The following is a 24,411-nucleotide window of genomic DNA, read 5'->3' on the forward strand; positions in this document are numbered from 1 at the left end:
GGGAGTCGTGCCTTTCGGCCCTTTCCAAATCAGCCATTGTCAAGCTTGCGCTGGAAGCACCTCCCAGAAGAGAGGAGTCCTGGCTGAGGGTAATTGGTCCCGAAAGATGGATGACAGCAACTTTATCAGAACCGGTGAAGGCCTTTCCGCTGCTTTCAGGTCTCCCTTTAGAGCCTACAACCACTGCGATCAGAGTGATCAGTATGCTTGCAGTGACAATAATTATTCCGGCTTTTTTTGAATCCAAATGTTATCACCTCCTGTTCATAAATATTATGAGCGGACAGTTGAAACAAATACTGCCCATTTCTCTCCAGGCAGGGAAGTAGAACCATTAATTTCTATTTCGCCTTAGAGTGACAAATTCCTGCTCATTCAAGAACTGGTTCTGTCCTCAGACCTCCGGTTTCTTCTATTTGGTGGTTGGTTATAGTTGTTGGAAAAAAGAATTGCCTGCCTGGAAAACAGAGGTCGGATGCCGGAAGTCGGAGGTCGGGAAAAAGATGGATGCCAGCACACGGGAGCATCATTAGAAGATTATGCTCTGTTTTCATCTTTTGCTGGTGCAGCCTGAGCGGTATGGATTTCTGCCTGGAAAATAGAGGTTGGAAACCGGATGTCGGAGGTCGGAAGTTGTGAAAAATCTGCTCCGACAGTTCATTAATATTAAGACTTCGGCCACTGGTTTCATCTTCTGATGGTGTCACCTGGGTGGTAAGGAATAAAAAAAGTGGATCAGGGGAACCGTCCCCCTGATCCACCTTAGGAGTTGTTAATTTTACTCTTCTTCTGCAGAAGACACAGCTGCCATCTTCATAAAAGGTTTAATCAGATCGATAGGCAGTGGGAAGACGACGGTGCTGGACTGGTTAACCGCAATTTCCCTGAGTGTCTGTAGATAGCGAAGCTGGATTGTGGCCGGGTTCTGGGAGATAACATCAGCTGCCTGAGCCAGTGTTTTCGATGCCTGGAACTCTCCATCGGCGTGGATCAGCTTGGCTCTCCGCTCCCTCTCAGCTTCGGCCTGAGCTGCCATTGCCCGCTGCATGTTGGGTGGCAGTTCCACATCTTTTACCTCTACAGTGCCGACCTTGATACCCCAGGGCTCTGTGCCTTCATCGATGATGTGCTGCAGTCGCTGGTTGATGGCCTCACGTTTTGATAACAGCTCATCCAGTTCAGACTGCCCCAGGACACTTCTGAGGGTTGTCTGGGAGAGCTGAGAGGTGGCCTTGATAAAGTCGTATACCTTGATTACGGAGTCCACCGGGTTGAGAACCCTGAAGTAGACTACGGCATTTACCTTTACGGTAACGTTGTCTCTGGTAATGACCTCCTGGGATGGTACATCCATGGTGATTACCCGCATGTCGACTTTTTGCATTCGTTCAATACCCGGAATCAGAAAGATGATCCCAGGGCCCCTTGCCCCAACACAGCGCCCGAGGCGGAAGATTACACCGCGCTCATACTCCTGTACGATTCGTATTGAGGCTGCAACAAGCATAATGATAAGAATAATCAGTGGAAAATAACCTGGCATGTTATTCCCCGGAAGGTGTGTTGTTCCCCTTCCGGGATGTCACCCCTTTCTTAATTATAATTTTATGTTTTTGGTGCCTGCCATTCATGGCAGTCTGATCAGGTATGATCAATACGCTTCACTTTCAATTTCAGCCCATCGATACCGGTAACGATCACCCTTTCTCCGGCTTTAATGATACCATCTACAGCCATAGCTTTCCACAGTTCACCTGCGATAAAAATTGCTCCTTCAGGCTGTAGGTCCTCTCGAACAACTGCCTCCTTTCCGATGAGCTCTTCACTGCCTGTTGTTACCGCCCGCTTTTGTCCCCTGATGATAGCTATAACAAGCAGGGCCATCAGCGCGGTAAAAAATATTGCTGTGGTCACGATCAGACCGATGTTAACCCCTAGACCCGGGGGGCCACCTGTAAAAAGAAGCAGTGATCCGGTAACAAAGGAAATGACACCTCCAGCCCCTAGAATCCCATGGCTGGCTACAAAGGCTTCAGCGATAAAAAGTCCGAAAGCTAAGATAATCAAAAGAACCCCTCCCCAATATGCATCTAGTGTACCAAGAGAATAGAGCCCCAGCAAGAGTGAAATCGCTCCCACAACCCCAGGGAAAATAAGTCCAGGATGGTAGATTTCTACCATGATCCCGGCCATACCCACGGTCATCAGAATGTAAGCAATGTCAGGATTGCTCAGGTCAAGAAGGAGCTTTTCAATGGAGTTCATCGGAACTCTCTGAACGGGAGCCTTACTGGTTTGAAGTTTTACCTCATTGCCGCTGCTTAAAACAACTTTTCTACCGTCAATCTCCTGAAGCAGTTCGTTTAGATCTCTTGCTCTCAGGTCGATCAGGTTTAATTCGAGAGCCTCGGTATCAGAGTATGATTTGCTTTCAGTCACCGCCAGTTCCGCGGCATCGGCGTTTCTCTCCCTCATCTGGGCGAGGGAGCGTACCCAGGCCGCCGCATCTTCGGTGATCTTTTCGCTGGGAACATCTTGCTGTTGATTATCCTGACCGATAGATACAGGGTGGGCTGCTCCGATACGACTGCCCGGTGCCATAGCGGCTACGTGGGATGAAATTGTAATAAAGGTTCCTGCAGATCCCGCCCAGCCCCCGGCAGGGGAAACATAAACAATTACAGGTATCTGGGCATTGAGAATAGTAGTAACCAGTTCCTGGGTGGTGGAGTAGAGCCCTCCCGGGGTGCTGAGTTCGATTACACATGCCGTAGCGCCTAAGTCTTCAGCATGCTGAATAACACGTTCGCAGTATTTGGCTGCTACGGGCACCACAGCACCTTCATAACGGGCGACGATAACCGGATTAGAACCAGGTGCTGTTTGTCCTTGTGGAACCAGTGTGGTGACAGCTATAATAAGGGAAACAAGCAAAATAATGCTTTTAATTAGAGTTTTTTTAGGTATGCTCCATTTTCTCCTCATCTCTTCCTACCCCTTCTGTTGATAACCCGTTTTGCTTGTATATTCTACACTCCTGGCGCATCTCCCTTCTTTTGTAGTTCCCTAAAAATAAGGATAAAAAAGGCGATGACCGCTGTGTTTGGTCATCGCTATGGATCAGATGGATCAGGGGGACGCTTCTCCTGATCCACCTAATCTTCGAGATCTCACCAGATATGGCTTGATTGCTCCCATCCCTGTGCTCTCCTTTCATCTTCCCGATCCCCTGTGTTCTCTGTGTGTTTCCGATTTTACATCCTCCGAAAAGTGGTATCCTTGTGAATCCGGTTATGACTTTAGGCCTCCATAATCAACCAAAAAATAGATCACAAGTACCGTCCCTGTGATCCACTGTGGTCCATTTTTGTTCTCCTTCACGGTTTATCAATTTTATTTATTTTTTTGAGTTTCCTCTTCCAGTGCTTTCTGGCCGGCTTTGATCAGTTTTTTTACCATCTGGCCGCCGATTTTACCCGCCTCCCGGACGGAAAGGCTTTCTCCGGATCTGGCGAGGTCGTCATCGAGGCCCAGTTCTCGGGCGGTTTCCCATTTTAGCTTTTCATGTGGCCCTGGTTTCTTTTTTGTCTTCTTTTTTTCCTGTGGAGTTTTTTTCGTTGCCATAATTCATCACCCCTGGATTTAGTTTTTCCATGCGGTAAAGAAAATATGATTTAGTAGTTGGCGGTGATCGTTAGCCATTGGAAAAGGGTACAGAAAAATTAATGTCGGATATCGGAATTATGCAGTAGAACTGTTCCCCAGTGTTTTCGAGTGTTCCGAGTGTTCCGGGAATTGACTGCATATAATAGGTAGTGATAGAATTGTTGCATAAATCTTCCTTGATAGGCTTCAGGGAAAGGAGAGGAATGTTATCGTGAAAGGACAGAACAGACCTGCTGTTTCGCTTTTTGCTTTACTTGCTATCATGATTTTGACATCTGCTTTGCTGTGCGGGTGCTATCAGAATAATTCACAAAACACTGCACAAACTCCCATTGGAGATTCTGCAAATGGGCAGAAGGTTGAGGAGACTGGAATAACAGATCCCTTAACTGGCCGAAAGGCACAGAAGGTTGTTCCCCTGGTTGCTGTTATGGTGGATAATCTTGGTGCTGCCAGACCCCAGACTGGTTTAGGGGAGGCAGGTGTCGTCTATGAGATGGAGGCAGAGGCAAAGATCACCAGGTTTATGGCTCTTTTCGCCGGGGATCCACCGAATGCTGTGGGGCCTGTGCGCAGTGCTCGCAGTTATTATCTGCAGATCTGTAAAGAATGGGATGCACTTTACGCTCATGTAGGCGGATCAAAGGATGCATCAGCTAACATCAAGAGTTGGGGGATCAAAGATCTGGACGAATTTCGGAATGGTGGGGAATATCGCCGTGATCAAGCCAGGAAAGCACCCCATAATGTCTACCTGAATATTGATAAGGCTACAAAAGGGAAAAAGCAGGGACTTCAGCCTCACTGGCAGTTCGGGAACCCAGCGGAAGGTGATCCTGATTTCAGCAAGATCTCCTTCAGCTATGGGAGTGGAAACAATGTCTTCTATGAGTTTTCTGCGAGTGAGAAGAGGTATCTGCGGTATATCAATTCTTCTCCTCACAGCGACAGGGAGAGCGGCAAGCAGATTGCGGTTACCAATGTGGTGATTCAGTATGCCCCCCATCAATACCGCGGGGACGGGACTGCCTGTATCGATATTAACGTCATTGGCAGCGGCAAAGCGGAATTCTTCCTGGCTGGACAGTACCAGGAAGGCACCTGGCAAAAAGAATCGATGAAATCAACCACCCGTTTTTTTAATGCAGAAGGCAAGGAGATCATCTTCCCCAGGGGCAATACCTGGGTTCAGGTGCTGCGACCGGGAACCCCGGTAGAGAAGGTATAAATCTTGTCCTATGCCCCTGGTGACAGTCACCCAGAAGCACAACCTGTATAGACAACTTAGGCTAAAAGGTGACAGTCACCCGAGGACAGAGGGGGTATCTCCGCAGAGCAGGTATGGGGGGCGGTAGAGAAGGTTGAATAGTTATTATAAACGGGTTTTCAAAACCATCAATAGGAGTGATATCTGTTATGCAAATCGAAAATCGTCTGGCTGAAATCGGTGTCACCTTGCCAAATGTACCAAAGCCTGTAGCCTCGTATCTGCCGGTAGTTCGCAGCGGAAACCTGCTTTTCCTTTCGGGGCAGCTCTGCACGGTTGCGGGTGAGCTTAAGTATCAAGGCAAGGTAGGGAAAGAAGTTTCTTTAGAGGATGCTTGTCAGGCTGCAAAGATTGCTGCCATTAATAGCTTGGCTGTAATCAAACAGCAAGTAGGGTCATTAGATAAGGTAAAACGAATCGTCAAAGTTGTCGGTTATGTGGCCAGTGACCCAAGCTTTAGCGACCAGCCAAAGGTGATCAACGGAGCATCCGATTTTCTGGTGGAGGTCTTCGGTGATAAAGGAAGCCATGCCCGTTCAGCTGTAGGGGTTGCCGCACTGCCTTTGAATGTGCCGGTGGAAGTAGAGATGATAGTTGAGATTGAATAATGTTACTGCTGTTTTTATCATAGTGAGAAGTTTAGAATCATTCTGATAAATGAATAAGGGTTTGATTTCTGAATGCAAAAAGCTGCCTTCTAAGGCAAGCTTTTTTGCTATATATATGCTTGTCACTCCATACTGCTCCCTGAAGTCCATCCATTTCAAAGATGGCAAAAGAACTGTCCAAAATGCGGGTGGAAGTAAAGTCAAGAGTCTTTATTCCTCGTGCAAGGGGGACAGTCCCCAGTGCAAATGAGATGTGGGAAGTGGGAATAGATGTCGGAGCGGTTATTAAAATGATAAATCGGCAGTGTGGTTCAGTGTATTGTTTTATCCGGCATATGCCCATGGGACTGGGAGAATACGCTGTTACCTGCATTTTGAAAATGGCAGGCACGAATGTTGCAATGTAATGTACTGATGCAAGTAAATCAATCAGAGCAATTTAATAAAGGGTGTGTATCATAGTGTCAGATTGCTATGAAGATGTTATTAATGTGTTAAAAGAACAGGTACGACCTGCTCTAGGTTGCACTGATCCCGGGGTTATTGCCTTGGCGACTGCAACCGCTAGAAAGCATCTCATCGGAACCTTAACCAAAGTGCAGCTTACTTTAAGTGTTAATCTATATAAAAACGCAAGTGCGGCGAGGATACCATGGCCAGGTGAATTTGGAATTCCACTGGCTGCTCTATTGGGTGCCATGTCAGGGGATGCGGAAGCCGGATTAGAGGTGCTGAAATCCGTCGCTGAACAGGATGTTGTTACAGCGAAAAAGATGGTGAAGAAAAACCTTGTAGATATAAATGTTAAACAAATCTGTCCGGATCTCTTTGTGGAGGCACAACTTTTTTCAGATAAGGGTTCTGCTCTTGTAAGGATTGAGGATGATTATACCAATATCACTCTTATTCAAGAGAATAGTAACACAGTGTTTCACCAGACTAGTGATCCCAGGGAGTGCCCTTTAAAAAATTATGACATTACACAGCTCAATGAGATCGTCAGCAATATTCCTCTGCATGATTTTGATTTTCTATTAAAGGGACTGGAAATGAATAAAGCACTTGCCTCGCTTGGATTAGAAGGTCATTACGGCATGGGTTTGGGTAAAACGCTGAAAACCCTTGGACAGAAAGGTCATCTTCCCTCTGTGCATGATCCCTTGACAAGTGTAAGAATGCTCACAGCTGCCGCAGTAGATGCCAGGATGGGTGGAGCGGATCTGCCGGCGATGTCAACCGGAGGGAGTGGAAATCAGGGTATTTGTGCTTTTCTACCTATCGGAATCATAGCAAATTATTTTCAGGTGGAATCAGAGAGAGAGCTGCGGGGTTTGTTATACAGCAACCTGTTAACCATCTATGCTAAGGAATTTATCGGGCGCCTTGGCAGTGCTTGCGGTGCAGCAATTTGTGCGGGTGTAGGAGTGGCGGCGGCTACCACCTGGATGTTGGGCGGAACCGATAAGGAGATAACAGCTGCAGTGAACAACCTGGCTGGAAATCTTAGTGGTATGGTCTGCGATGGGGGGAAACCGGGGTGCGCTCTTAAGGTTTCTACATGTGCTTCTGAGGCAGTGCTGGCGGCCTTTCTTTCCTTGGAAGGTGTAGAGATCGAAAAATCCGATGGTATTATTGGAGGGAGTATCCAAGAAACGCTAGAAAACATCGCTAAGGTTTGTTATCATGGAATGTTAGAAGCCAACAGCTGTATTTACAGGATTATTGAGGACAAAATGATTCATACGGAGGAAGGGCGCATTAGTGCAGCAACTTGATGAAAAATGATCAACGTTTTTTTTAAGCTAAAATACAAAATTTGGTTAGATTCTACAGGTAAGGCATTTGGAAAAGGCCCCTGCGAAATTTTGAACAGGGTTGAACGGCTCGGTTCTCTTAAAGGTGCCACCGAAGAGATGTCTATGTCCTATAGCCATGCCTGGAAGCTGATCAAGGGGCTCGAACAACGCTTGGGTTTTAAGCTTCTCCAATTCCAGGTTGGTGGTGAAGCTGGCGGAGGGGCTAGTCTGACCCCGGAAGCAAGAGAACTAATACAAAGGTACCAATATTTTATGAGAGAAGCGGAAGAACTTCTGGATGAGCTTTACGAAAAGCACTTCAATGATTTTTTTTCATAACTGCGTTATACTCTAGCAAGCATAACGACTGCCAATTACTATTCTGCAAGGGGGATCAGATGGTGCTGAACTATGTATTAATTAAAGGTGCAGGGGATTTGGCCAGTGGAGTTGCTTTAACTCTTCTCAAAGACGGATTTAATGTTGTGATGACCGAGGTTCCTCAGCCTACCTGTGTCCGCAGGTTAGTTTCTTTTGCTGAAGCTGTCTATGAGGGAGAATTAATGATAGAGGGTATCCGTGGCTGCAGGGCCGGGGATTTTCGAGAAGCCCTGGAGATCACCAAACAGGGGCATATTGCTGTCTTGGTGGATCCAGATGGGGAAACCCTTAAAAAGTATCCCCCACTTATCTATATTGACGCAGCCATGACCAAGAAAAATATGGGAACGAGTATTGATGATGCAGGTATTGTTATAGCACTGGGTCCTGGGTATGAGGCAGGGGTGGATGTACATGCTGTTATCGAAACCAAAAGGGGGAAAGGCATGGGTACACCCCTTTACAAAGGGACTGCTCTTCCTAATACAGGCATTCCGGGCGATGTCAAGGGCTATACAGAGGAAAGAGTCCTGCGTTCCCCGGTGGAGGGGATTTTCACAGCAAAAATGAAGATCGGTGATCCGGTGGAAAAAGGGGACACTGTAGGTTATGTGGACCATGCACCTGTTAAGGCTAACATCAGCGGAACAGTTCATGGCTTGCTGAAAAGTGGCTTAAAAGTAAGCAGGGGAGCAAAGCTGGGAGATATCCACCCTGAAGTGAACAAAGAGATTGCTTTTGCTGTTACAGATAAGGCCTGGACAGTAGGCAGAGGGGTGCTGGAAGCCATCTCTACCCTGCAGAAAAACGGGATTCACGATACACGCAAATTCAACCAACTGATCTACCAGAGATTGCAGGATGAACTGGACAGGGGGAAACCAGGCATCCTCTATACCCTGGTAAAGTCCCCGGGTGATTCCAAACTGCGCAGTGGTTCACACCTCCTTGTGCTTTCAGAAGGGTTCGCTTATGGAACCTTAGGACTTTTTTCTCTGGATAAAAAAATGATTGCCCGTTCTGAAAGACTGTTTTTCCAAACAGATCCATCCACAGACATTATTCAGGTGAAGCTGCCTGTGCAAGCTGATGGCATGGTCAGGGTGATGGAGGAGCCGTTTTTCCCACAGAAAAAACTTGTCATCTTTGGAGCGGGACATGTGGCCTTACCGCTGGTGGAGATGGCTGCAATACTGGGGTACCGGACGGTGGTTGTGGATGACCGCCAGGAACTGGTCAGTAGAGAACGCTTTCCCAAGGCAGACAGGTTGATCTGTGCACCCTTTGAGGAAGTTTTGAATGACGCAGAATTCAAGGCGGAAATGAACGGGATGACGAGCATTGTTATCATTACCCGTGGACATGAATATGATCTGCTCTGCCTCAGGCAGGCGATTCGCTTTGATGTCCGCTATGCAGGATGATTGGAAGCAGAAGAAAAGTGATAAATAATTTCAGTGCACTTCTCAATGAGGGTGTCTCTAGAAAAGCATTGGAAGAAGTGGCAGCTCCCATCGGCCTTGATCTGGGCGGCCAAAAACCTGAGGAGATAGCCCTCAGCATTATGGCACAGCTGGTTGCCGCGGAAAATGGGGGGACCGGCAAACCCCTGGAACAGGTGTTCAAGAATGAATTTTTTGTCAACAGAGCTGTCTTCTTGACCTTGGCAGATGCAACGGGGACGGTTCCTGGCGCATTTCTGTGGTGTAAGGGGAGCAGTTGGTAGTTAGTAAGATAGTGGTTGCCGTGTGGGTATAGTGTTATCCATGTCCTGAAACTGTAGCTAGAAAAGTTCAGTTGTCTATTGCGGTTCGTAAATGTAGCGTGCCATCATGCTCTTTAGTAATACAAGGAAGTCCCTGGTAACTTCAGACTTCTGACATCCGGTTTCCGGCTTCCGTTTTTCGGCAAGGGAGACAGTCCCCAGTGCGAATGAGATGTGAAAAGTGGGAGGTTGGAAGTGGGAATAGATGTCGAATGCCGAAGGTCGGAGGTCGGAGAAAAGACGGCAGCCAGCAACCTGTGTATACCGCTATATACAGATTCGACCTTTTGGTGACAGGCACCAAAAGGGACAACGTGTATATACATATTTGGCTATTTGGTGACAGTCACCTGAAGGGAGGGGTTTGTTTATGGCAAGCTTGATCGAGGAAGTTGTCGGTGTTTACCGGAGGGGAGGAGAGGCGGTATTGGTTACGTTGTGTTCTACCAAAGGTTCTACTCCCAGAAAAGCAGGTGCAAAAATGCTGGTCTACCCTCGTGGAAAGATAAAGGGTACAATAGGGGGTGGTGAATTGGAGTTCGAGGCCACTAAAAAGGCTTTAGAAGTCATGAAAACCAAGAAATCAATGCTCTGGGAGAAGAGGCTCATCGATCTGGGAATGGCCTGTGGTGGGGCAGGGACTCTCTACCTGGAGCATATTGGTGGGGAAAAACAGCTATAGTAAATGAGGGAAGGTGCAGGAAATGTTGAAAAGCGTACGGGTTGAAGAAGCTGTGGGGATGGTGTTGTGCCAGGATGTCACCAGGATTGTACCGGGTGAATTTAAAGGCAGGGCATTCAAAAAGGGGCACATTATCAGCAAGGAAGATGTTCCTGAACTGTTGAAGCTAGGCAAAGAACATATCTATGTCTGGCAGTCGGACCCGGGAGATGTGCATGAAGATGATGCAGCTATGAGGTTAGCCAGAGCCGCGACCGGGGAGAATATCGCCTGTGAAGAACCACGTGAAGGGAAATCCTCGCTAAAATCCACAGTTAAAGGGCTCTTCAAAGTGAACACCTCCCTTCTGCAAGAGATTAACTCCGTAGAGGATATCTCTATAGCCAGTCTGCCGGGAGACTTTATGGTAGAGTGCGGTCAAAATGTTGCTGGAGCCAGAATCATACCCCTTATGATCTCCGATTCCAAGTTAAGCCGGGTAGAAGAAATGTGCCGCGAACAGGGTTCTCCCTTTATGGTTAAGCGGTATAAGCGATTAAGATTTGGGATCATAACCACAGGCAGTGAAGTTTACAAGGGGCGCATCAAGGATAAATTCGGTCCGGTGATCAAAGAGAAGTTAGCTTATTTTGATGCTGAATGTCTGGGGCAGATAATTTGCACAGATGATCAGGGATCAATAGAAAGTGCCATATGGAACTTTATCGAGAAGAAGGCTGACCTGATCATTTTGACCGGGGGCATGTCTGTGGACCCGGATGACGTGACACCTGCTGCTATCCGAGGTACGGGAGCCAGTATTGTGACCTATGGAGTACCGGTTCAGCCGGGCAACATGTTCATGATGGCCTACCTGCAAGGGACAGCTTTGATGGGGGTTCCAGGGTGCGGTATGTACTACCGTACCACAATTCTGGATGCTGTACTGCCCAGGATCTTTGCCGGTGAACTTCTGGATAAAAGTTATTTTACAGCGATGGGAGAGGGTGGCCTTTGCTCCCACTGTGAGACCTGCCGGTATCCCAACTGCTATTTCTGCCGTTGACGAGGACGTGCATGGGGGACGCCGGTTTCTGTTTTTCAGGTATGTCGTTAGTTGTTGGAAAGGGTCGACAGCGACAGTCATCTTGGTATGAATTTTGCTGCTGAGTGCTGAAATGAATGCGGGGCAAATGAGTATTTATCTCATTATGAGAAATTATTTATTATATTGATAAATATTAGGCGTTCTTTTGCTGCTGAAAGGTGCAAATGAAATTTCTTGAAAGGCAAGGTTTTTTTGCTGTAGTCCCTATTGTAGAGGGGTTTTTTGGTGTTAACAGAGAGCGGATATGTTGAACTGAAAACAACAGGCATAAATTTTGCATGTTTGATTAAGGTAAAGCAATATAGTAAATCTAGTAACCCCCTAATGGACAACGATTGGTTTGCGGAAAAGTTTTTCTAATTATATATCGAACAAAACATATTTATGAATTATACAATATAGATTGAATCGTGGATGAAGAATACGGGAGAATAATGGCAAATTGAGTGCCTTGACCGAAGAAGCAAGTTGTCACTATACCCAGGGTGGCGATGAAACTTTCAGGTAACAGGACCGTATTTGGACAGGCTCTGGAAAGTGTTTGACACGCCGAAGGGGCAAGCCTTTGTGGCGAATCTCTCAGGTAATATACAGAGCACAGGGGTTTTATATCTCTGTGTTCTGTTTTTTTATTCTTTTTCTTAATTAGGGGAAAATAGCAACAAGGAGGGGTGTTCATGTAAAAGAGGTTGAGGGTTTATGGGGTTTAGTTTTATCCAATAATATACTTGGAGGTATGGAAAATGAGTCTTCAAAGAACTCCTCTTTTCCCCATGCACCAGAAGTATAAGGGGAAACTTATCGATTTCGGTGGTTGGGAACTCCCGGTGGAGTACCAGGGGATTATTTCTGAACACAAAATGGTGCGCAGTAAAGCCGGAATGTTTGATGTTTCTCATATGGGTGAAGTTGAGGTAACAGGGGAGCGGTCACTGGAGTATCTCAACAACCTGCTTACCAATGACTTCACTGATATGGCTATAGGTCAGATCCGGTATTCACCCATGTGCTATGAGCACGGTGGGGTTGTTGATGATCTGATGGTCTGCAAATTCTCTCCTACACACTATTTTCTTGTAATCAATGCCGCCAATACCAAAAAAGATCTCGCCTGGATGCAAGAACAAGCTTTTCCCCAGGGTGTTACCATTACAGATGTTTCCGATGGTTTTGCTGAAATTGCTCTACAGGGGCCACTGGCGCAGGAGATTTTGCAGCCTCTTTGTGATGCTGATCTGGCTACTATCAAGTACTATTATTTTCTACCGCATGTACAGGTATCTGGGGTTGACTGCCTTCTCTCTCGGACTGGGTATACGGGAGAGGATGGTTTTGAGATCTATATGCCGCCTGAAGCCGCCTGCACCATTTGGGAGGCAATTGTCCAAGAGGGCGGGGATAGGGTAGCACCCTGCGGGTTAGGAGCCCGGGATACCCTGCGCTTGGAAGCAAAAATGCCCCTGTACGGCCATGAAATGGATGAGGACATAACACCCCTGGAGGCTGGTTTTGGGCGCTTTGTGAAGCTGGAAAAGCCCTCTTTTATCGGAAAAGAGGCTCTGGCTGAGCAGAAGGAAAAGGGTGTTGAGCGGAAACTGGTGGAGTTTGAGATGTTAGGCCGTGGGATCCCAAGACCCGGCTATGATGTACAAAAAGATGGCACCAAGATCGGTCATGTTACCAGTGGTGGCTATCTTCCCACACTGGAAAAGAATCTTGGCCTATGCTTGATCAAGAGTGAATTCGCACTAATTGATAATGAGATTGAGATCATGATCCGGAAAAAGGCTGTCAAGGCGCGTACAGGAAAAGGGCTTTTCTATAGGAGAGGCAAAAAATAATTTCGAATTACAACGAAAGGATGAGTGATTGCTATGGCGACAGAAATCAAGGAAGGGCTTTATTATTCCGATGAACATGAATGGGTGCGTGTAGATGGTGAGAAGGCCTATATCGGAATCACGGATTTCGCACAGCACCAGCTGGGGGATATTGTATTTGTGGAACTTCCTGATTTGGACAGCGAGTTTGAGGCTGGGGAGAGTATCGGTGTCATCGAATCTGTAAAAGCGGTGTCAGATATGCATACCCCGGTTTCCGGTATGGTCATTGCTGTCAATGAAGGGTTGGAAGACGCTCCTGAGTCACTCAACAGCGATCCCTATGGAGAGCATATCGCAGTGATCAAGATGAGCAACAACGCTGAGCTCGAAAAACTGATGAATTCCAAGGAATACGCCGACTTTTGTGAAAAAGAGGAATAGGGAGGGAAGCTTGATGGCTTACACACCCAATCCTCCCCGGGTTGTCCAGGAAATGCTGGAGGCCATGGGTTTGGGGGATATTGATCAGTTATTTATCGATATCCCTGGGGAGCTGCAGCTAGACCGGGAATTAGATCTTGGCGAATCTTTGTCAGAGCTGGAATTGCGCAAGAAAATGAGTGAACTGGCCGGCAGGAATATGACCACAGGCGAATATCCATGTTTTCTTGGTGCAGGGGCTTATGATCACTATGTTCCTGCGGTTGTGGAGCATGTTCTGTCCAGATCGGAATTTGTTACAGCCTATACCCCTTACCAGGCGGAGTTGAGCCAGGGAGTTTTGCAGAGCATCTTTGAATACCAGAGTATGATCTGCACCCTGACCGGGATGGATGTGTGCAATGCATCCATGTTTGATGGGGGGAGTTCTGTGGCTGAGGCCTGTTCATTGGCTGTTGACGCTACCAGGAGGAAAAAGGTTGTTATTGCAAGTACCATCAATCCACGCTATTTGGAAGTGCTGCACACTTATACTCATGGCAAAGGGATCGATGTGGTTGTCATCCCTGGTTGTGATGGTGCTGTAGATGCAGATGAAATGGTCAAGCAGATAGATAAAGATACTGCAGCTGTAGTTATTCAATACCCAAATTTTTATGGGCTTCTAGAGCCGGAAATTGAAAGAATAGAGACTGCGGTGCATGGAGTCAAAGGGCTGTTGATCATGGCTGTAGACCCTATCTCACTAGGGATCTTAAAACCCCCGGCAGACTGGGGAGCGGACATCGCTGTTGGAGAGGGACAGGCCCTGGGGAACCCGTTGAGCTTCGGAGGCCCTTATCTGGGTTTCTTTGCTGTAAACAAGAAGCTGATGCGCCGGGTGCCAGGGCGTCTTGTTGGTCAAACTAAGGATCTAGAGGGCAAGAGGGCTTTTGTGCTCACCCTTCAGGCCCGGGAGCAGCATATCAGGAGGGAAAAGGCTTCCTCTAACATCTGCTCCAATGAGGCCTTATGTGCCCTTGCTGCTGCAGTATACCTGTCCATAGTGGGGCCTGGCGGCTTACGGGCTATAGCGACCAGGTGCCATGAGCTGGCCTGTTATGCCAGGGATCGCTTACAGGAAGCGGGTTTCCCCCTGAAGTATCAGCTGCCCTTCTTTAAAGAATTTCCGGTGCAACTGGCTGATCCTGCCGCAGCTAACAGGGCTTTATTGAAGCAAGGGATCATCGGGGGTTATGAGCTGGATGATGCATTGCTCTTTGCCTTCACCGAAAAGAGGACGAAGAAGGAGATCGACAAGATGGTGGATCTGCTGAAAGGGGTGCTGGCATGAGTAAGCTCATTTTTGAAAGAAGTGTACCTGGAAGTGGCGCTTTTTCCCTTCCGGAAGGGGATGTGCCTCCAGTAGAACTCAAAGATTCTCTGCAAGGGTTTCTGAGAGAAAGCGATCCTATCCTGCCTGAGGTGAGTGAGGTGGAGGTGGTGCGCCACTTCACAGAACTATCCCAGAAGGCCTTTGGTGTGGACAGCGGCATGTATCCCCTGGGGTCCTGCACCATGAAGTATAACCCCAAGATCAACGAATGGGCTGCACGCCTGCCGGGCTTTGCTGATCTTCACCCGGATCAACCGGAGGAGACGGTACAGGGTGCCCTGGAATTGATGTACGAGTTGGAGAAGATGCTCTGTGAGATTACCGGAATGGAACGTTTTACTCTGCAACCCGCCTCCGGTGCCCATGGGGAGATGACCGGTGCATCACTGATCAAGGCTTATCATGAACAGCGCCAGGATTTCCAGCGCAAAAAGATGGTTGTACCTGACTCCGCTCATGGGACCAATCCCGCTACTGCTCATATGCTGGGTTTTGAGGTGATCGAGGTTAAGTCCAATGACCGTGGTCTGGTGGATGTTGATGACCTGCGTTCATTGATGAGCGATCAGATCGCCGGTTTAATGCTGACCAACCCAAATACCCTGGGGCTTTTCGAAGAAGAAATCGCTGAGATTTCCGCAGTTGTGCATGAAGCTGGGGGACTCCTTTATTACGATGGCGCCAATCTCAACGCTATCATGGGTGTCGCCCGCCCCGGGGATATGGGTTTTGATATTGTTCACCTCAATCTGCACAAGACCTTTAGCACCCCTCATGGAGGAGGGGGCCCAGGCTCTGGCCCTGTCGGTGTCAAGGATTTTCTGGCGGAATTTCTTCCTGTTCCCCTTGTGGGCAAAAAGGATGGACAGTATTTCCTGGATTACAACCTTTCTCATACCATCGGGAAGGTGCAGTCCTTCTACGGCAATTTTGGGGTGATGGTCAAGGCCTACGCCTATATCAAGGCACTGGGTGGAAGAGGTATAAAAGAGGCCTGTCAGCATGCGGTGCTCAATGCCAATTATATCCGCCACAACCTCCGGGAGTATTACGAAATCCCTTATGACCGCTTGTGCAAGCATGAGTTTGTGGCTTCAGCCATTAAGCAGAAGAAGGAAAATGGTGTAACAGCCCTTGATGTGGCCAAGCGCCTGATTGACTACGGGTATCACCCACCGACCATCTACTTTCCCCTTATCGTAGATGAGGGCTTGATGATCGAGCCAACAGAAACCGAGACAAAAGAGAGGTTGGACGATTTTATCAAGGCGATGCAGGAGATTGCGCGGGAGTCCAAAGAGAATCCTGAATTGGTCAAGGATGCTCCCGCTAAGACACCTATTCGCAGAGTCGATGAGGTCACCGCCGCCCGTCAGCCCATCCTCAAGTGGGGGTGACAGGGGGACGGTTTTCTTGTCACCTTTTGCAGCCGGGGGTGACATATTTAATTAGTGGTTGCTTGTAAGTTGTGATTGAGCGAAGCTTGCTTTCTTGCTTTAAGATATAGCTAAAAACCCGGGTTATCCTTATATCGCAAAAATCGATACACTACAGATGGAAGTTTAGATCAGTGCCAATATTTATTAACTGACAAACAACATAAATGCACACAGTTTGGGACACCAAACAAGCCTGTGGAAAACCAGGTGTTGGGAGAGGCCCCCCCTTACCCAAAAAAATGACCAGCACCTTGTGATGTGGCTTTTGTCTGGTTGTATCCAAGTCGTTTATCTCCAAGGATAACCCGGATTTTTAATAGAACTTTTCTCGAGGGTTACCATTATATGACACATGATTCAGATCTAATATAAGCGCAGGAGGGAATCCAGCATGAAAGATCTTATCGTCATCGGGGGAGGCCCCGGCGGATATGTAGCTGCCATCCGGGCGAGCCAGTTGGGGATGAATGTTTTGCTGGTTGAAAAGGATGCCCTGGGAGGCACCTGTTTGAACAGGGGATGTATCCCGACAAAGGCTTATTACCAGAACGCTTCTGTATTGAGAACTTTGGGCCGTCTTCGGGATTTCAATGCCGCGGCAGAAAACATCACCTTTGATATGGCCGGGCACGATAACAGAAAAAATCAGAATCGTATCCGGTCTGGTGTCTGGAATCGAGGAAGCTGCTAGAGGCCAACCGGGTGGAGGTGGTTGCAGGGGAGGCTGTGATCGCTGATCATGACTGTGTAATGGTGGATGGCAAGGAGATTAAAGCCAGGAGGGTTCTCTTAGCCACAGGATCCTGTACTGCCAAACTATCCACCCCTGGGGCGGAGCTGCCCGGGGTGATCACCAGTGATGAAATACTGGAACTTACTGAGGTGCCCCCACGCCTGGCCATCATCGGTGGCGGAGTGATCGGCCTGGAGTTTGCCTGCATTTTCCACTCTTTTGGGAGCCAGGTCACTGTTTTTGAATTCCAGCCTGACATCCTCGGCAATATGGATCGGGAAATCGTAAAAAGAATGGGTGTTTTTCTCAAAAAACAGAAGATCAAGGTGTTGACAGGAACAGAAGTGCAGGGGATCCAGGAGACACCGGATGGCCTTTTGGTTACAGCTGTAGGCAAAAAGGAGCTATGTTTTACAGTTGATCAGGTTTTGATAGCTACCGGGCGCAGACCCTGTACCCAGGGAATCGGTTTAGAAAAGCTGGGCGTTGCCTGTAATGATGGATTTATAACTGTGAATGAAAATTATGAAACAAGTGTACCAGGCGTCTATGCCATCGGTGATGTGATCGGGGGTCCGATGCTTGCCCATTTGGCTTCTGCAGAAGGGATCGCAGCTGTGGAGAGGATGGCTGGTCTGGATAGCTCTGTAGACTACGAAGCTGTACCCTCTTGTATCTTCACCTTTCCTGAGATCGCTGCTGTGGGTCTTACTGAGGAGGAGGATGGAGAAGCGGGGGAGTCGATATCAAAATCGGGAAGTTCCCCTTTATAGCAAATGGCAAGGCAGCAGCTATGGGGGAAAGGGACGGACTCGTCAAGGTAATCGCAGATGCTGATCATGTAATTCGTGGTGTCCATATAGTTGGGCCGCACGCCAGCGACCTGATTCAGGAGGCTGCTGTCATCGTCAGGAACAGGATGAAGCTTGATGATGTGATTGCTACCATCCATCCCCATCCCACACTGGGAGAAGCTTTCTATGAAGCGGTTCTTGATGCTGCAGGCAGAGCTGTGCACCTTGTTTCCAGGTCTTGAGGTTGCATGATGCTTTATATTGTCAACGATTCTCATAATCCTTATTTCAATATGGCTGTCGAGGAATACCTCTTATATGAATTAGAACTCGGTAATCATTATTTGACTCTCTGGCAGAACAAACCGACTGTTGTTGTGGGGCGGAACCAAAACACCTGGGATGAGGTGAACCTGGAGTTTATCAAAGAGCACAATGTGGCTGTCGTGAGGAGGCTGACCGGTGGAGGAGCGGTTTACCACGACCAGGGTAATTTGAACTTCACATTTATCTTTAAAAACCAGAAGAGCGGAAAGTACGATTTTGCAAGCTTTATGGCCCCGGTTGTAGAGGCGCTCAAAAGATTAGGACTGCCAGCGACCATTGATGGACGGAATGACATCACCATCAACGGCAAAAAAGTGTCCGGCAACTCTCAGTACCAAAAGAAGAATAGTGTTATCCACCACGGCACACTGCTCTTTGATGTAGATCTGGACAATCTGGAGAATTCTCTAAAAGTTAGCCACGACAAGCTGGCCAAAAGAGGGGTTTCCTCTGTGCGAAGCAGAGTCATCAATATCAGAGAACTCCTCTCCTCTCCCCTAGAGATGGATGAATTTCAAGGCTGATCAAAGAAGCATTAATGACAGCTTTTGGCGCGGATCAGGGGGATTACCACCTGACACCCGCTGACCTGCGCCAAGTTGAGGAACTCAAGAGGGGCAAATATGAGACCTGGGAATGGAATTTCGGCGCTTCCCCCTCTTATAACATCAAAAAATCCGGGCACTTTCCCTGGGGGAAGCTGGATGTACTCCTGGATGTGGCGGGGTGGGGTAATCACTGGGTGTAAGATCTATGGAGACTTTTTTGGCAGGGAAGACCTCTTGCCGTTGGAAAAGGCACTGGAAAATGTCCCATTCCAGGAGGATGGTATCAGGAAAGCCTTACAAAGTGTTGAGCCTGATAATTATATTCCGGGCTTGAACAGGGAGGTATTTTGTGATTTATTGTCGAAATAGATACCTTTGGACTGGTTAATCGGTGGATATCGATGCCGTCAGACTGTGTGAAAAGTGCTAAGATGGGTTGGGAAAAACAATATATATAGCTAACCATTGTGAGTTGTACTATATGTTGCGCCCATCAAGGTGTAAAGATGATTATTCACACAGACTGCAGTGCCTGGGTGCTACCATTAGAAGGGATAGAAGGGCGTAAAAACAGGCGATACCGGGTTGAGGGTTGCTTTGGAACCCGTAAAAGAGCAGTTACCCAAGCTTCTCACATCTGACATCCTGTATCAGACGTCTATTTACAGGGGAGGGAAAGCAGCTGGGGCTTGTGCAGATAGCAGGAAACACATACTGCTTTAACTATCCTAGTCTTATCGGATTATATTTTTTTGACTCCGGATCTTGCCTGCTTATTGATACCGGCGCAAAGAAAGAACAGACCCTTGCAATTCTAAAATATCTGCATAAACGAAAAATCACTGTTCACAGCATCTTCAATACACACCACCACGCGGACCACTGTACAGGCAACCAGATTATTCAAAACAGAAGCAACTGTCGTATTTATGCTTCAGCACTGGAAGCAACATTGATAGAAAACCCAATTCTCACACCATTCATACTCTATTCCGCATATCCACCTCCAGTCCTAAGGAATAAATTTTTATTAGCTTCACCATCAAGGGTGACGAATATCCTCAAAGCAGGAGATCAACAGATAAACGGTGTTCCCTTTCAGGTTTTGGACTTAAAAGGGCACACTCTGGGTCAGCTCGGTATTGTAACACCTGATGGTGTGACTTTTCTGGGAGATAGCCTGCTGGCAGATGATATTTTGAATCGTATTCCTTTTCCATATCTGGCAGATGCCAATGGCCACTTTACAACCCTGGATTTTCTTCAAAACACCAATTTTTCTTATGCTGTGCTTACACATGGCGGGCAAGTGATTGATGTGCAAAGACTGGCTGAAAGAAACCGTGAGGTCTGTAGAGCGGTGATCAGGCTTATCCTGGAAATCACGAAGGAACCAACAAGCAGGGAAGAAATTGTATCTATACTGATCAGGGAGCTCAGCTTGCCGTTGAGCACTACTCAGTACTATTTCATTCACACCACAACCTCTGCTTTCCTTTCTTATTTGAATAGCATTAATAGAATACGTTTGCGATTAGTGGGTGGAAATATTAAATTTATTTCAGTATAGGGATGGCAGATCCAATGTTTAGTTAACATAATAATTCACTTTGTGTGTTTGCAACTGGGGGGTAATCCAGATGAATGAATTAATGGATATTCAGAATTATGCGCAGCAGATTGCCGAGGCGATAGCCGCAGTGCTGGAAATTGATGTGGAAATAGCAGATAAGAAGCTTGTTCGTGTGGCAGGAACAGGTATTTACCGCGAGAATGTAGGCAGGTCTATGGAGCATCAGGGTTTTATTTACCAGGAGGTTATGCGTCTGGGGCATGAGGTGGTGATCGATAACCCGGGAAAGAATATGTTGTGCCAATTATGTGAACAAAAGGAGCACTGTCCTGAAAAATATGAGATCGTTTATCCGATCAATGTAGACAGTAGTGCTGTAGGGGTTATCGGCCTGCTCTGTTTTGATGAAGAAAGAGCCAGGATTGTCAGGCAGAATCAGGAATCCTATCTTGCCTTTTTAGGAAAAATGGCGGAAACTCTGGCGTTGAAGATAAAAGAAGAGGATTTTTTAAAGGGTTCTTGTTTACTCATATAGATATTTGAAATCAATTATCGACTGTTTAGAAGAGGGCCTGATTACAACGGATCTCAACGGAAAAATTATGCATTATAACAAGACGGCCCAAAAGCTCTTAGGTGAAGCGATTTCTTCCTCTAATGCTTCTTTGGGATTATTACTGGGTTCGAAAAGGGCGGATGAAATTATTAATATTGTTGGAAGTAAGCAGAAAGTACTGGAGAAAGAGATGCGGATAGATGCCAAACCGGAAAGGTTGCATTTAATGATTCACGCCCGTCCCATAACCACCGAAAAGGGAGTCCAGGGCATTGCCATTGCCCTCAACCAATTTACCAAGATCAGGCGTCTTGTGAATCGGTATTCCAGCAATGAAACCAATTATACTGTGGAGGACATTCTGGGAGTCAGTAAGCCAATACGACAGCTTCATGAAAAAATTAAAAGCATTGCCTCCAGCAATTCAACTGTCTTGATCAGAGGGGAGAGCGGCACAGGCAAAGAATTGGTGGCCAGGGCGATCCACAATTATGGTGCCTGGTCACAGGGTCCCTTTGTTGCCATTAACTGCAGCGCTATCCCAGAATCGCTTTTAGAAAGTGAATTATTCGGCTATGAAGATGGTGCTTTTACAGGTGCCCGCAAGGGTGGCAAAATGGGGAAATTCGAATTGGCTGATAAAGGTACTTTGTTTTTGGATGAGATTGGAGACATGGCTCAGTTTTTGCAAGTTAAGCTGTTAAGGGTCCTGCAGGAGCGTAGAATTGAACGGATCGGGGGGCTTTATCCGATCCCGGTTGATGTGCGAGTGATCGCTGCAACAAACCGTGACCTGGAAAAAATGATTGCCCAGGGTGAGTTTCGAGAAGATCTCTATTATCGCATCAATGTAATCCCGATTAATATTGCACCTCTGCGGGAGAGGAAAGAAGATATTGACGTCCTATGCAGGTATTTCATTGATGAGTATAATCAGCAGCTAAATAAAGATGTCAAATATATGACAGAGGGGTTTGGCAAGAAGCTGTGTGAGTATTCCTGGCCAGGCAATGTGCGGGAACTGCAGAATGCTATTGAATATGCCATGAATTTGGCTGCCGGTGACTTTTTGGATGTGGAGCAACTTCCGGTGGGGATTAGAGAGGTGGAGGATGAGGATACGGTTTCCTTTAACCTGGAAGTGCTTGAGCGCAGAGCCATTCGCCGCTGTCTGCAGCAGTATGGAACAACAGTAGAGGGAAAGCAAAAAGCGGCAGAGGAACTGGGGATCGGGATCGCTACCCTTTACCGAAAGATGAAACGCTATGGAATTAAGGATGTAGAGGCTTGACCATATCATAGTGAGAAATTACTTATCATAACGATAAATTGCTTTAGTTCCCTTTTATTATTCTAAGATGTATAACAGGAAAAGAGGAGATAGCTGCCCATCAGGGTAGTTATCTCCTCTCTGTTTAGCGGTACCTTGTTGCAGTTTTCTTGTTGTCGAACTGCTCTGGATTGGCTTGAATGCAGTTGGTTGGCGGCGGTTATTTTTTGCAAAGGGGTTGCATTTATGATGCTCGGTGCTGTTCTATTATTATCGCAATGATAAGGTTGCAAGCACCGCTGACATTGAAATATCTCTTATAACAAGCCTCAAAAAGCGGATAATAAGCATTAAAGTGCTGAATACCTGTGATAATGCAGGTATTTATGGATAAAAAGCAGATATAAAAACAATGGCTCCCTGTATTGGCGATATAGTCAGCAGAAAGCAATAATTTTACGCAGGATAAAAAGATGGCATGGTTATTGCTTGATATATAGGTGTACTTATTAAAAATAGAGTAATTGGAGTGAGTATATTGCGAGAACACCTTGAGTGCATAGATTGCGTTGACCCTGAAGTAGGGAAGATCATACGCCAGGAACTCAAGAGACAGAACAACAAGATCGAGCTGATCGCTTCGGAGAACTTTACAAGTCCGGCTGTGATGGAGGCTCAAGGAACTGTATTAACCAATAAGTATGCAGAGGGGTACCCTGACAGGCGGTACTATGGGGGTTGCGAGTTTGTGGACCAGGTGGAAGACCTGGCCAGGGAAAGAGCAAAACAAATTTTTGGGGCAGAGCATGTTAATGTCCAACCCCATTCCGGCTCACAGGCCAATCAAGCAGTTTATTTTGCCACATTAAACCCCGGCGATCTGGTATTGGGGATGGATCTTTCCCATGGTGGGCACCTGACACATGGAAGTCCTGTGAATCTATCAGGAAAATACTACAATTTTGTTCACTACGGTGTTGGTCGGGAAACCGGGACGATAGATTATGAAGAAGTCAGAGAGTTGGCTACTAAACACATGCCCAAAATGATTGTAGCCGGTGCCAGTGCTTATCCCAGAATTATTGATTTTGAGGCATTTAGAGAAATTGCCGATCAGGTAGGAGCTTTGTTTATGGTGGATATGGCTCATATCGCCGGTTTGGTTGCTGCAGGGCTTCATCCTTCGCCAGTACCCTATGCAGATTTCGTGACAACAACTACCCACAAAACCCTGAGGGGTCCCCGGGGCGGCATCATTTTCTGCAAGCAGAAGTATGCCGCAGCTGTCGATAAATCGATCTTCCCGGGAATCCAGGGAGGCCCCCTGATGCATGTGATTGCTGCTAAAGCTGTAGCTCTACAGGAGGCCCTGCAGCCTGAATTTACTGCTTATCAAAAAAATGTTGTTGCTAATGCGGCAGCCCTTGCCGAAGGCCTGATGCAGTATGATTTTAATCTCGTTTCCGGTGGAACCGATAATCATTTGATGCTGGTCGACCTGCGCAACAAGCATATTACTGGGAAAGAGGCTGAACAGCGCCTCGATGAAATCGGGATCACTGTTAACAAAAATACAGTTCCCTTTGATACGGAAAAACCCTTTATTACTAGCGGCATACGTATCGGCAGTCCAGCAGTAACCACCCGTGGGTTTGATACAGAAGCAATGAGGGAGATTGCTGCCATTATGAATATCACCCTTTCCACAGATGATTATGAGGAGGAGGCGCGTCAGCGGGTGCACGATCTCTGTGAGCGCTTTCCATTATACAGCGATTCTGTTTCATAATGCTCCTGACACACTGTTAAATTACACTTCTATGAGGTGAATGGATTGAATAATGTCATTGGTTTACGCTGCATAAACTGCGGAAAAGAACTTACAGCAAAGCCGGGTTTATATACCTGCCCTGCTTGCGGCCCAAAGGACGGCATTCTAGATGTTGTATATGATTACGCAAAGATAAAGAGGAGTGTTCCCCAGGAACGTGTTGTATACTCCAAAGACAGAAACTCCGCAGGTGATCGCCTAAGTTCTTGCGGTGCAAGCAACGCAGTATAAAAGCAAAATTTTATTAATTCGCATTTTTTAAACCAAACAGGCAGGAAAAAACATAACTAATGACAAAAACCTCCTGGAAGCAACAACGATCAAATCATCATTTCCAGGAGGTGTTACCACCGATGTCGAAACGGTGGCTCAAAGATTTTCTTCGATACATCAACAAGGTATTCCTGCCTGAGGGCTGTACAAAATGGGCAAAAGATGAAAGAAAAGAT

General features: G+C 47.0%; 25 protein-coding genes, 3 pseudogenes and 1 riboswitch. Of the genes and pseudogenes, 23 read left to right on the plus strand and 5 right to left on the minus strand.

Going from position 1 to position 24,411, the window contains the following annotated elements; translation table 11 throughout:
• Positions 1–247, minus strand: a pseudogene (locus SSCH_RS00790) (signal peptide peptidase SppA); the annotation flags it as partial.
• Positions 248–433: 186 nt separating this feature from the next.
• On the opposite strand from SSCH_RS00790, the gene SSCH_RS17915 reads away from it, so the two are divergent.
• The gene (locus SSCH_RS17915; protein WP_156972007.1) at positions 434–574 is read left to right on the plus strand and encodes a hypothetical protein; all 141 of its coding nucleotides are present in this window, start codon (positions 434–436) and stop codon (positions 572–574) included.
• A 204-nt stretch (positions 575–778) separates the two neighbouring features.
• Here the strand turns inward: SSCH_RS17915 and SSCH_RS00800 are convergent, their stop codons facing one another.
• The 4 genes from SSCH_RS00800 to SSCH_RS00815 all read right to left on the minus strand — a co-directional run bounded on the left by SSCH_RS00800 (position 779) and on the right by SSCH_RS00815 (position 3,624).
• On the minus strand, positions 779–1,543 hold the full coding sequence (locus SSCH_RS00800; RefSeq protein WP_044663809.1) for a slipin family protein: 765 nt from the start codon (positions 1,541–1,543) through the stop codon (positions 779–781).
• Between the two features lie 98 nt (positions 1,544–1,641).
• On the minus strand, positions 1,642–2,985 hold the full coding sequence (locus SSCH_RS00805) for an NfeD family protein (protein ID WP_044663810.1): 1,344 nt from the start codon (positions 2,983–2,985) through the stop codon (positions 1,642–1,644).
• Positions 2,960–3,217: a hypothetical protein gene (locus SSCH_RS00810; RefSeq protein ID WP_044663811.1), complete on the minus strand. Its 258-nt coding sequence runs from the start codon at positions 3,215–3,217 to the stop codon at positions 2,960–2,962. The genes SSCH_RS00805 and SSCH_RS00810 overlap by 26 nt, the downstream gene beginning before the upstream one ends.
• A 176-nt stretch (positions 3,218–3,393) precedes the next feature.
• Positions 3,394–3,624, minus strand: a complete 231-nt coding sequence (locus SSCH_RS00815; protein WP_044663812.1) for an alpha/beta-type small acid-soluble spore protein — start codon at positions 3,622–3,624, stop codon at positions 3,394–3,396.
• Positions 3,625–3,877: 253 nt separating this feature from the next.
• On the opposite strand from SSCH_RS00815, the gene SSCH_RS15935 reads away from it, so the two are divergent.
• The 22 genes and pseudogenes from SSCH_RS15935 (at position 3,878) to SSCH_RS00905 (ending at position 23,920) form a co-directional block, all read left to right on the plus strand.
• Positions 3,878–4,894 (plus strand): DUF3048 domain-containing protein, encoded by a 1,017-nt coding sequence (locus SSCH_RS15935; protein WP_052835158.1) that lies wholly within the window; start codon positions 3,878–3,880, stop codon positions 4,892–4,894.
• A gap of 188 nt (positions 4,895–5,082) precedes the next feature.
• Positions 5,083–5,541, plus strand: coding sequence for a RidA family protein (locus SSCH_RS00825; protein WP_044663813.1), 459 nt, complete (start codon positions 5,083–5,085; stop codon positions 5,539–5,541).
• A gap of 461 nt (positions 5,542–6,002) precedes the next feature.
• A complete protein-coding gene (locus SSCH_RS00835) occupies positions 6,003–7,316 on the plus strand; it encodes an L-cysteine desulfidase family protein (RefSeq protein ID WP_044663815.1) in 1,314 nt (437 codons plus the stop codon).
• A 90-nt stretch (positions 7,317–7,406) separates the two neighbouring features.
• Positions 7,407–7,676, plus strand: coding sequence for a winged helix-turn-helix domain-containing protein (locus SSCH_RS00840; protein WP_198142044.1), 270 nt, complete (start codon positions 7,407–7,409; stop codon positions 7,674–7,676).
• Positions 7,677–7,735: 59 nt separating this feature from the next.
• A pseudogene (yqeB, locus tag SSCH_RS15940) lies at positions 7,736–9,444 on the plus strand (selenium-dependent molybdenum cofactor biosynthesis protein YqeB).
• A 409-nt stretch (positions 9,445–9,853) separates the two neighbouring features.
• Positions 9,854–10,165: an XdhC family protein gene (locus SSCH_RS17140; protein WP_044663818.1), complete on the plus strand. Its 312-nt coding sequence runs from the start codon at positions 9,854–9,856 to the stop codon at positions 10,163–10,165.
• Between the two features lie 22 nt (positions 10,166–10,187).
• Positions 10,188–11,210: a molybdopterin-binding protein gene (locus SSCH_RS00860; protein WP_232294126.1), complete on the plus strand. Its 1,023-nt coding sequence runs from the start codon at positions 10,188–10,190 to the stop codon at positions 11,208–11,210.
• A gap of 456 nt (positions 11,211–11,666) precedes the next feature.
• A riboswitch (glycine riboswitch) is annotated at positions 11,667–11,778 on the plus strand.
• A 217-nt stretch (positions 11,779–11,995) separates the two neighbouring features.
• A complete protein-coding gene (gene gcvT, locus SSCH_RS00865; protein ID WP_044663819.1) occupies positions 11,996–13,093 on the plus strand; it encodes a glycine cleavage system aminomethyltransferase GcvT in 1,098 nt (365 codons plus the stop codon).
• Positions 13,094–13,126: 33 nt separating this feature from the next.
• Positions 13,127–13,516, plus strand: coding sequence for a glycine cleavage system protein GcvH (gcvH, locus tag SSCH_RS00870; RefSeq protein WP_044663820.1), 390 nt, complete (start codon positions 13,127–13,129; stop codon positions 13,514–13,516).
• Between the two features lie 10 nt (positions 13,517–13,526).
• Positions 13,527–14,849 carry an aminomethyl-transferring glycine dehydrogenase subunit GcvPA gene (gene gcvPA / locus SSCH_RS00875; protein WP_456300442.1) on the plus strand — a complete coding sequence of 441 codons (1,323 nt, stop codon included), beginning with the start codon at positions 13,527–13,529 and terminating at the stop codon, positions 14,847–14,849.
• On the plus strand, positions 14,846–16,288 hold the full coding sequence (gcvPB, locus tag SSCH_RS00880) for an aminomethyl-transferring glycine dehydrogenase subunit GcvPB (RefSeq protein ID WP_044663822.1): 1,443 nt from the start codon (positions 14,846–14,848) through the stop codon (positions 16,286–16,288). The genes gcvPA and gcvPB overlap by 4 nt, the downstream gene beginning before the upstream one ends.
• Positions 16,289–16,721: 433 nt before the next feature.
• Entirely contained in the window at positions 16,722–17,021 is a 300-nt protein-coding gene (locus tag SSCH_RS20625; RefSeq protein WP_156972008.1) for an FAD-dependent oxidoreductase, read from the plus strand.
• Between the two features lie 11 nt (positions 17,022–17,032).
• A complete protein-coding gene (locus SSCH_RS17925) occupies positions 17,033–17,836 on the plus strand; it encodes a dihydrolipoyl dehydrogenase family protein (protein WP_198142046.1) in 804 nt (267 codons plus the stop codon).
• Positions 17,837–17,856: 20 nt separating this feature from the next.
• Positions 17,857–18,099, plus strand: coding sequence for a hypothetical protein (locus tag SSCH_RS17930; protein ID WP_232294127.1), 243 nt, complete (start codon positions 17,857–17,859; stop codon positions 18,097–18,099).
• A 6-nt stretch (positions 18,100–18,105) separates the two neighbouring features.
• On the plus strand, positions 18,106–18,708 hold the full coding sequence (locus tag SSCH_RS15950) for a lipoate--protein ligase (protein ID WP_084710814.1): 603 nt from the start codon (positions 18,106–18,108) through the stop codon (positions 18,706–18,708).
• Between the two features lie 14 nt (positions 18,709–18,722).
• Positions 18,723–18,932 (plus strand): hypothetical protein, encoded by a 210-nt coding sequence (locus SSCH_RS18595; protein ID WP_052835161.1) that lies wholly within the window; start codon positions 18,723–18,725, stop codon positions 18,930–18,932.
• Positions 18,889–19,101: a lipoate protein ligase C-terminal domain-containing protein gene (locus SSCH_RS15960; protein ID WP_198142047.1), complete on the plus strand. Its 213-nt coding sequence runs from the start codon at positions 18,889–18,891 to the stop codon at positions 19,099–19,101. Before SSCH_RS18595 ends, SSCH_RS15960 begins: the two co-directional genes overlap by 44 nt.
• A 322-nt stretch (positions 19,102–19,423) precedes the next feature.
• Complete coding sequence (locus tag SSCH_RS00895; protein WP_052835163.1) at positions 19,424–20,302, plus strand: MBL fold metallo-hydrolase; 879 nt, start codon at positions 19,424–19,426, stop codon at positions 20,300–20,302.
• Between the two features lie 70 nt (positions 20,303–20,372).
• On the plus strand, positions 20,373–20,840 hold the full coding sequence (locus tag SSCH_RS18600; RefSeq protein WP_198142048.1) for a stage V sporulation T C-terminal domain-containing protein: 468 nt from the start codon (positions 20,373–20,375) through the stop codon (positions 20,838–20,840).
• A gap of 4 nt (positions 20,841–20,844) precedes the next feature.
• A pseudogene (locus SSCH_RS19735) lies at positions 20,845–20,922 on the plus strand (hypothetical protein); the annotation flags it as partial.
• A 48-nt stretch (positions 20,923–20,970) separates the two neighbouring features.
• Entirely contained in the window at positions 20,971–22,152 is a 1,182-nt protein-coding gene (locus SSCH_RS00900; RefSeq protein ID WP_198142049.1) for a sigma-54 interaction domain-containing protein, read from the plus strand.
• A 517-nt stretch (positions 22,153–22,669) separates the two neighbouring features.
• Positions 22,670–23,920 carry a serine hydroxymethyltransferase gene (locus SSCH_RS00905; protein ID WP_408645675.1) on the plus strand — a complete coding sequence of 417 codons (1,251 nt, stop codon included), beginning with the start codon at positions 22,670–22,672 and terminating at the stop codon, positions 23,918–23,920.
• Positions 23,921–24,411 lie beyond the last annotated feature (491 nt).

Source organism: Syntrophaceticus schinkii, from assembly GCF_000946815.1.
Lineage (GTDB): Bacteria > Bacillota > DSM-12270 > Thermacetogeniales > Thermacetogeniaceae > Syntrophaceticus > Syntrophaceticus schinkii.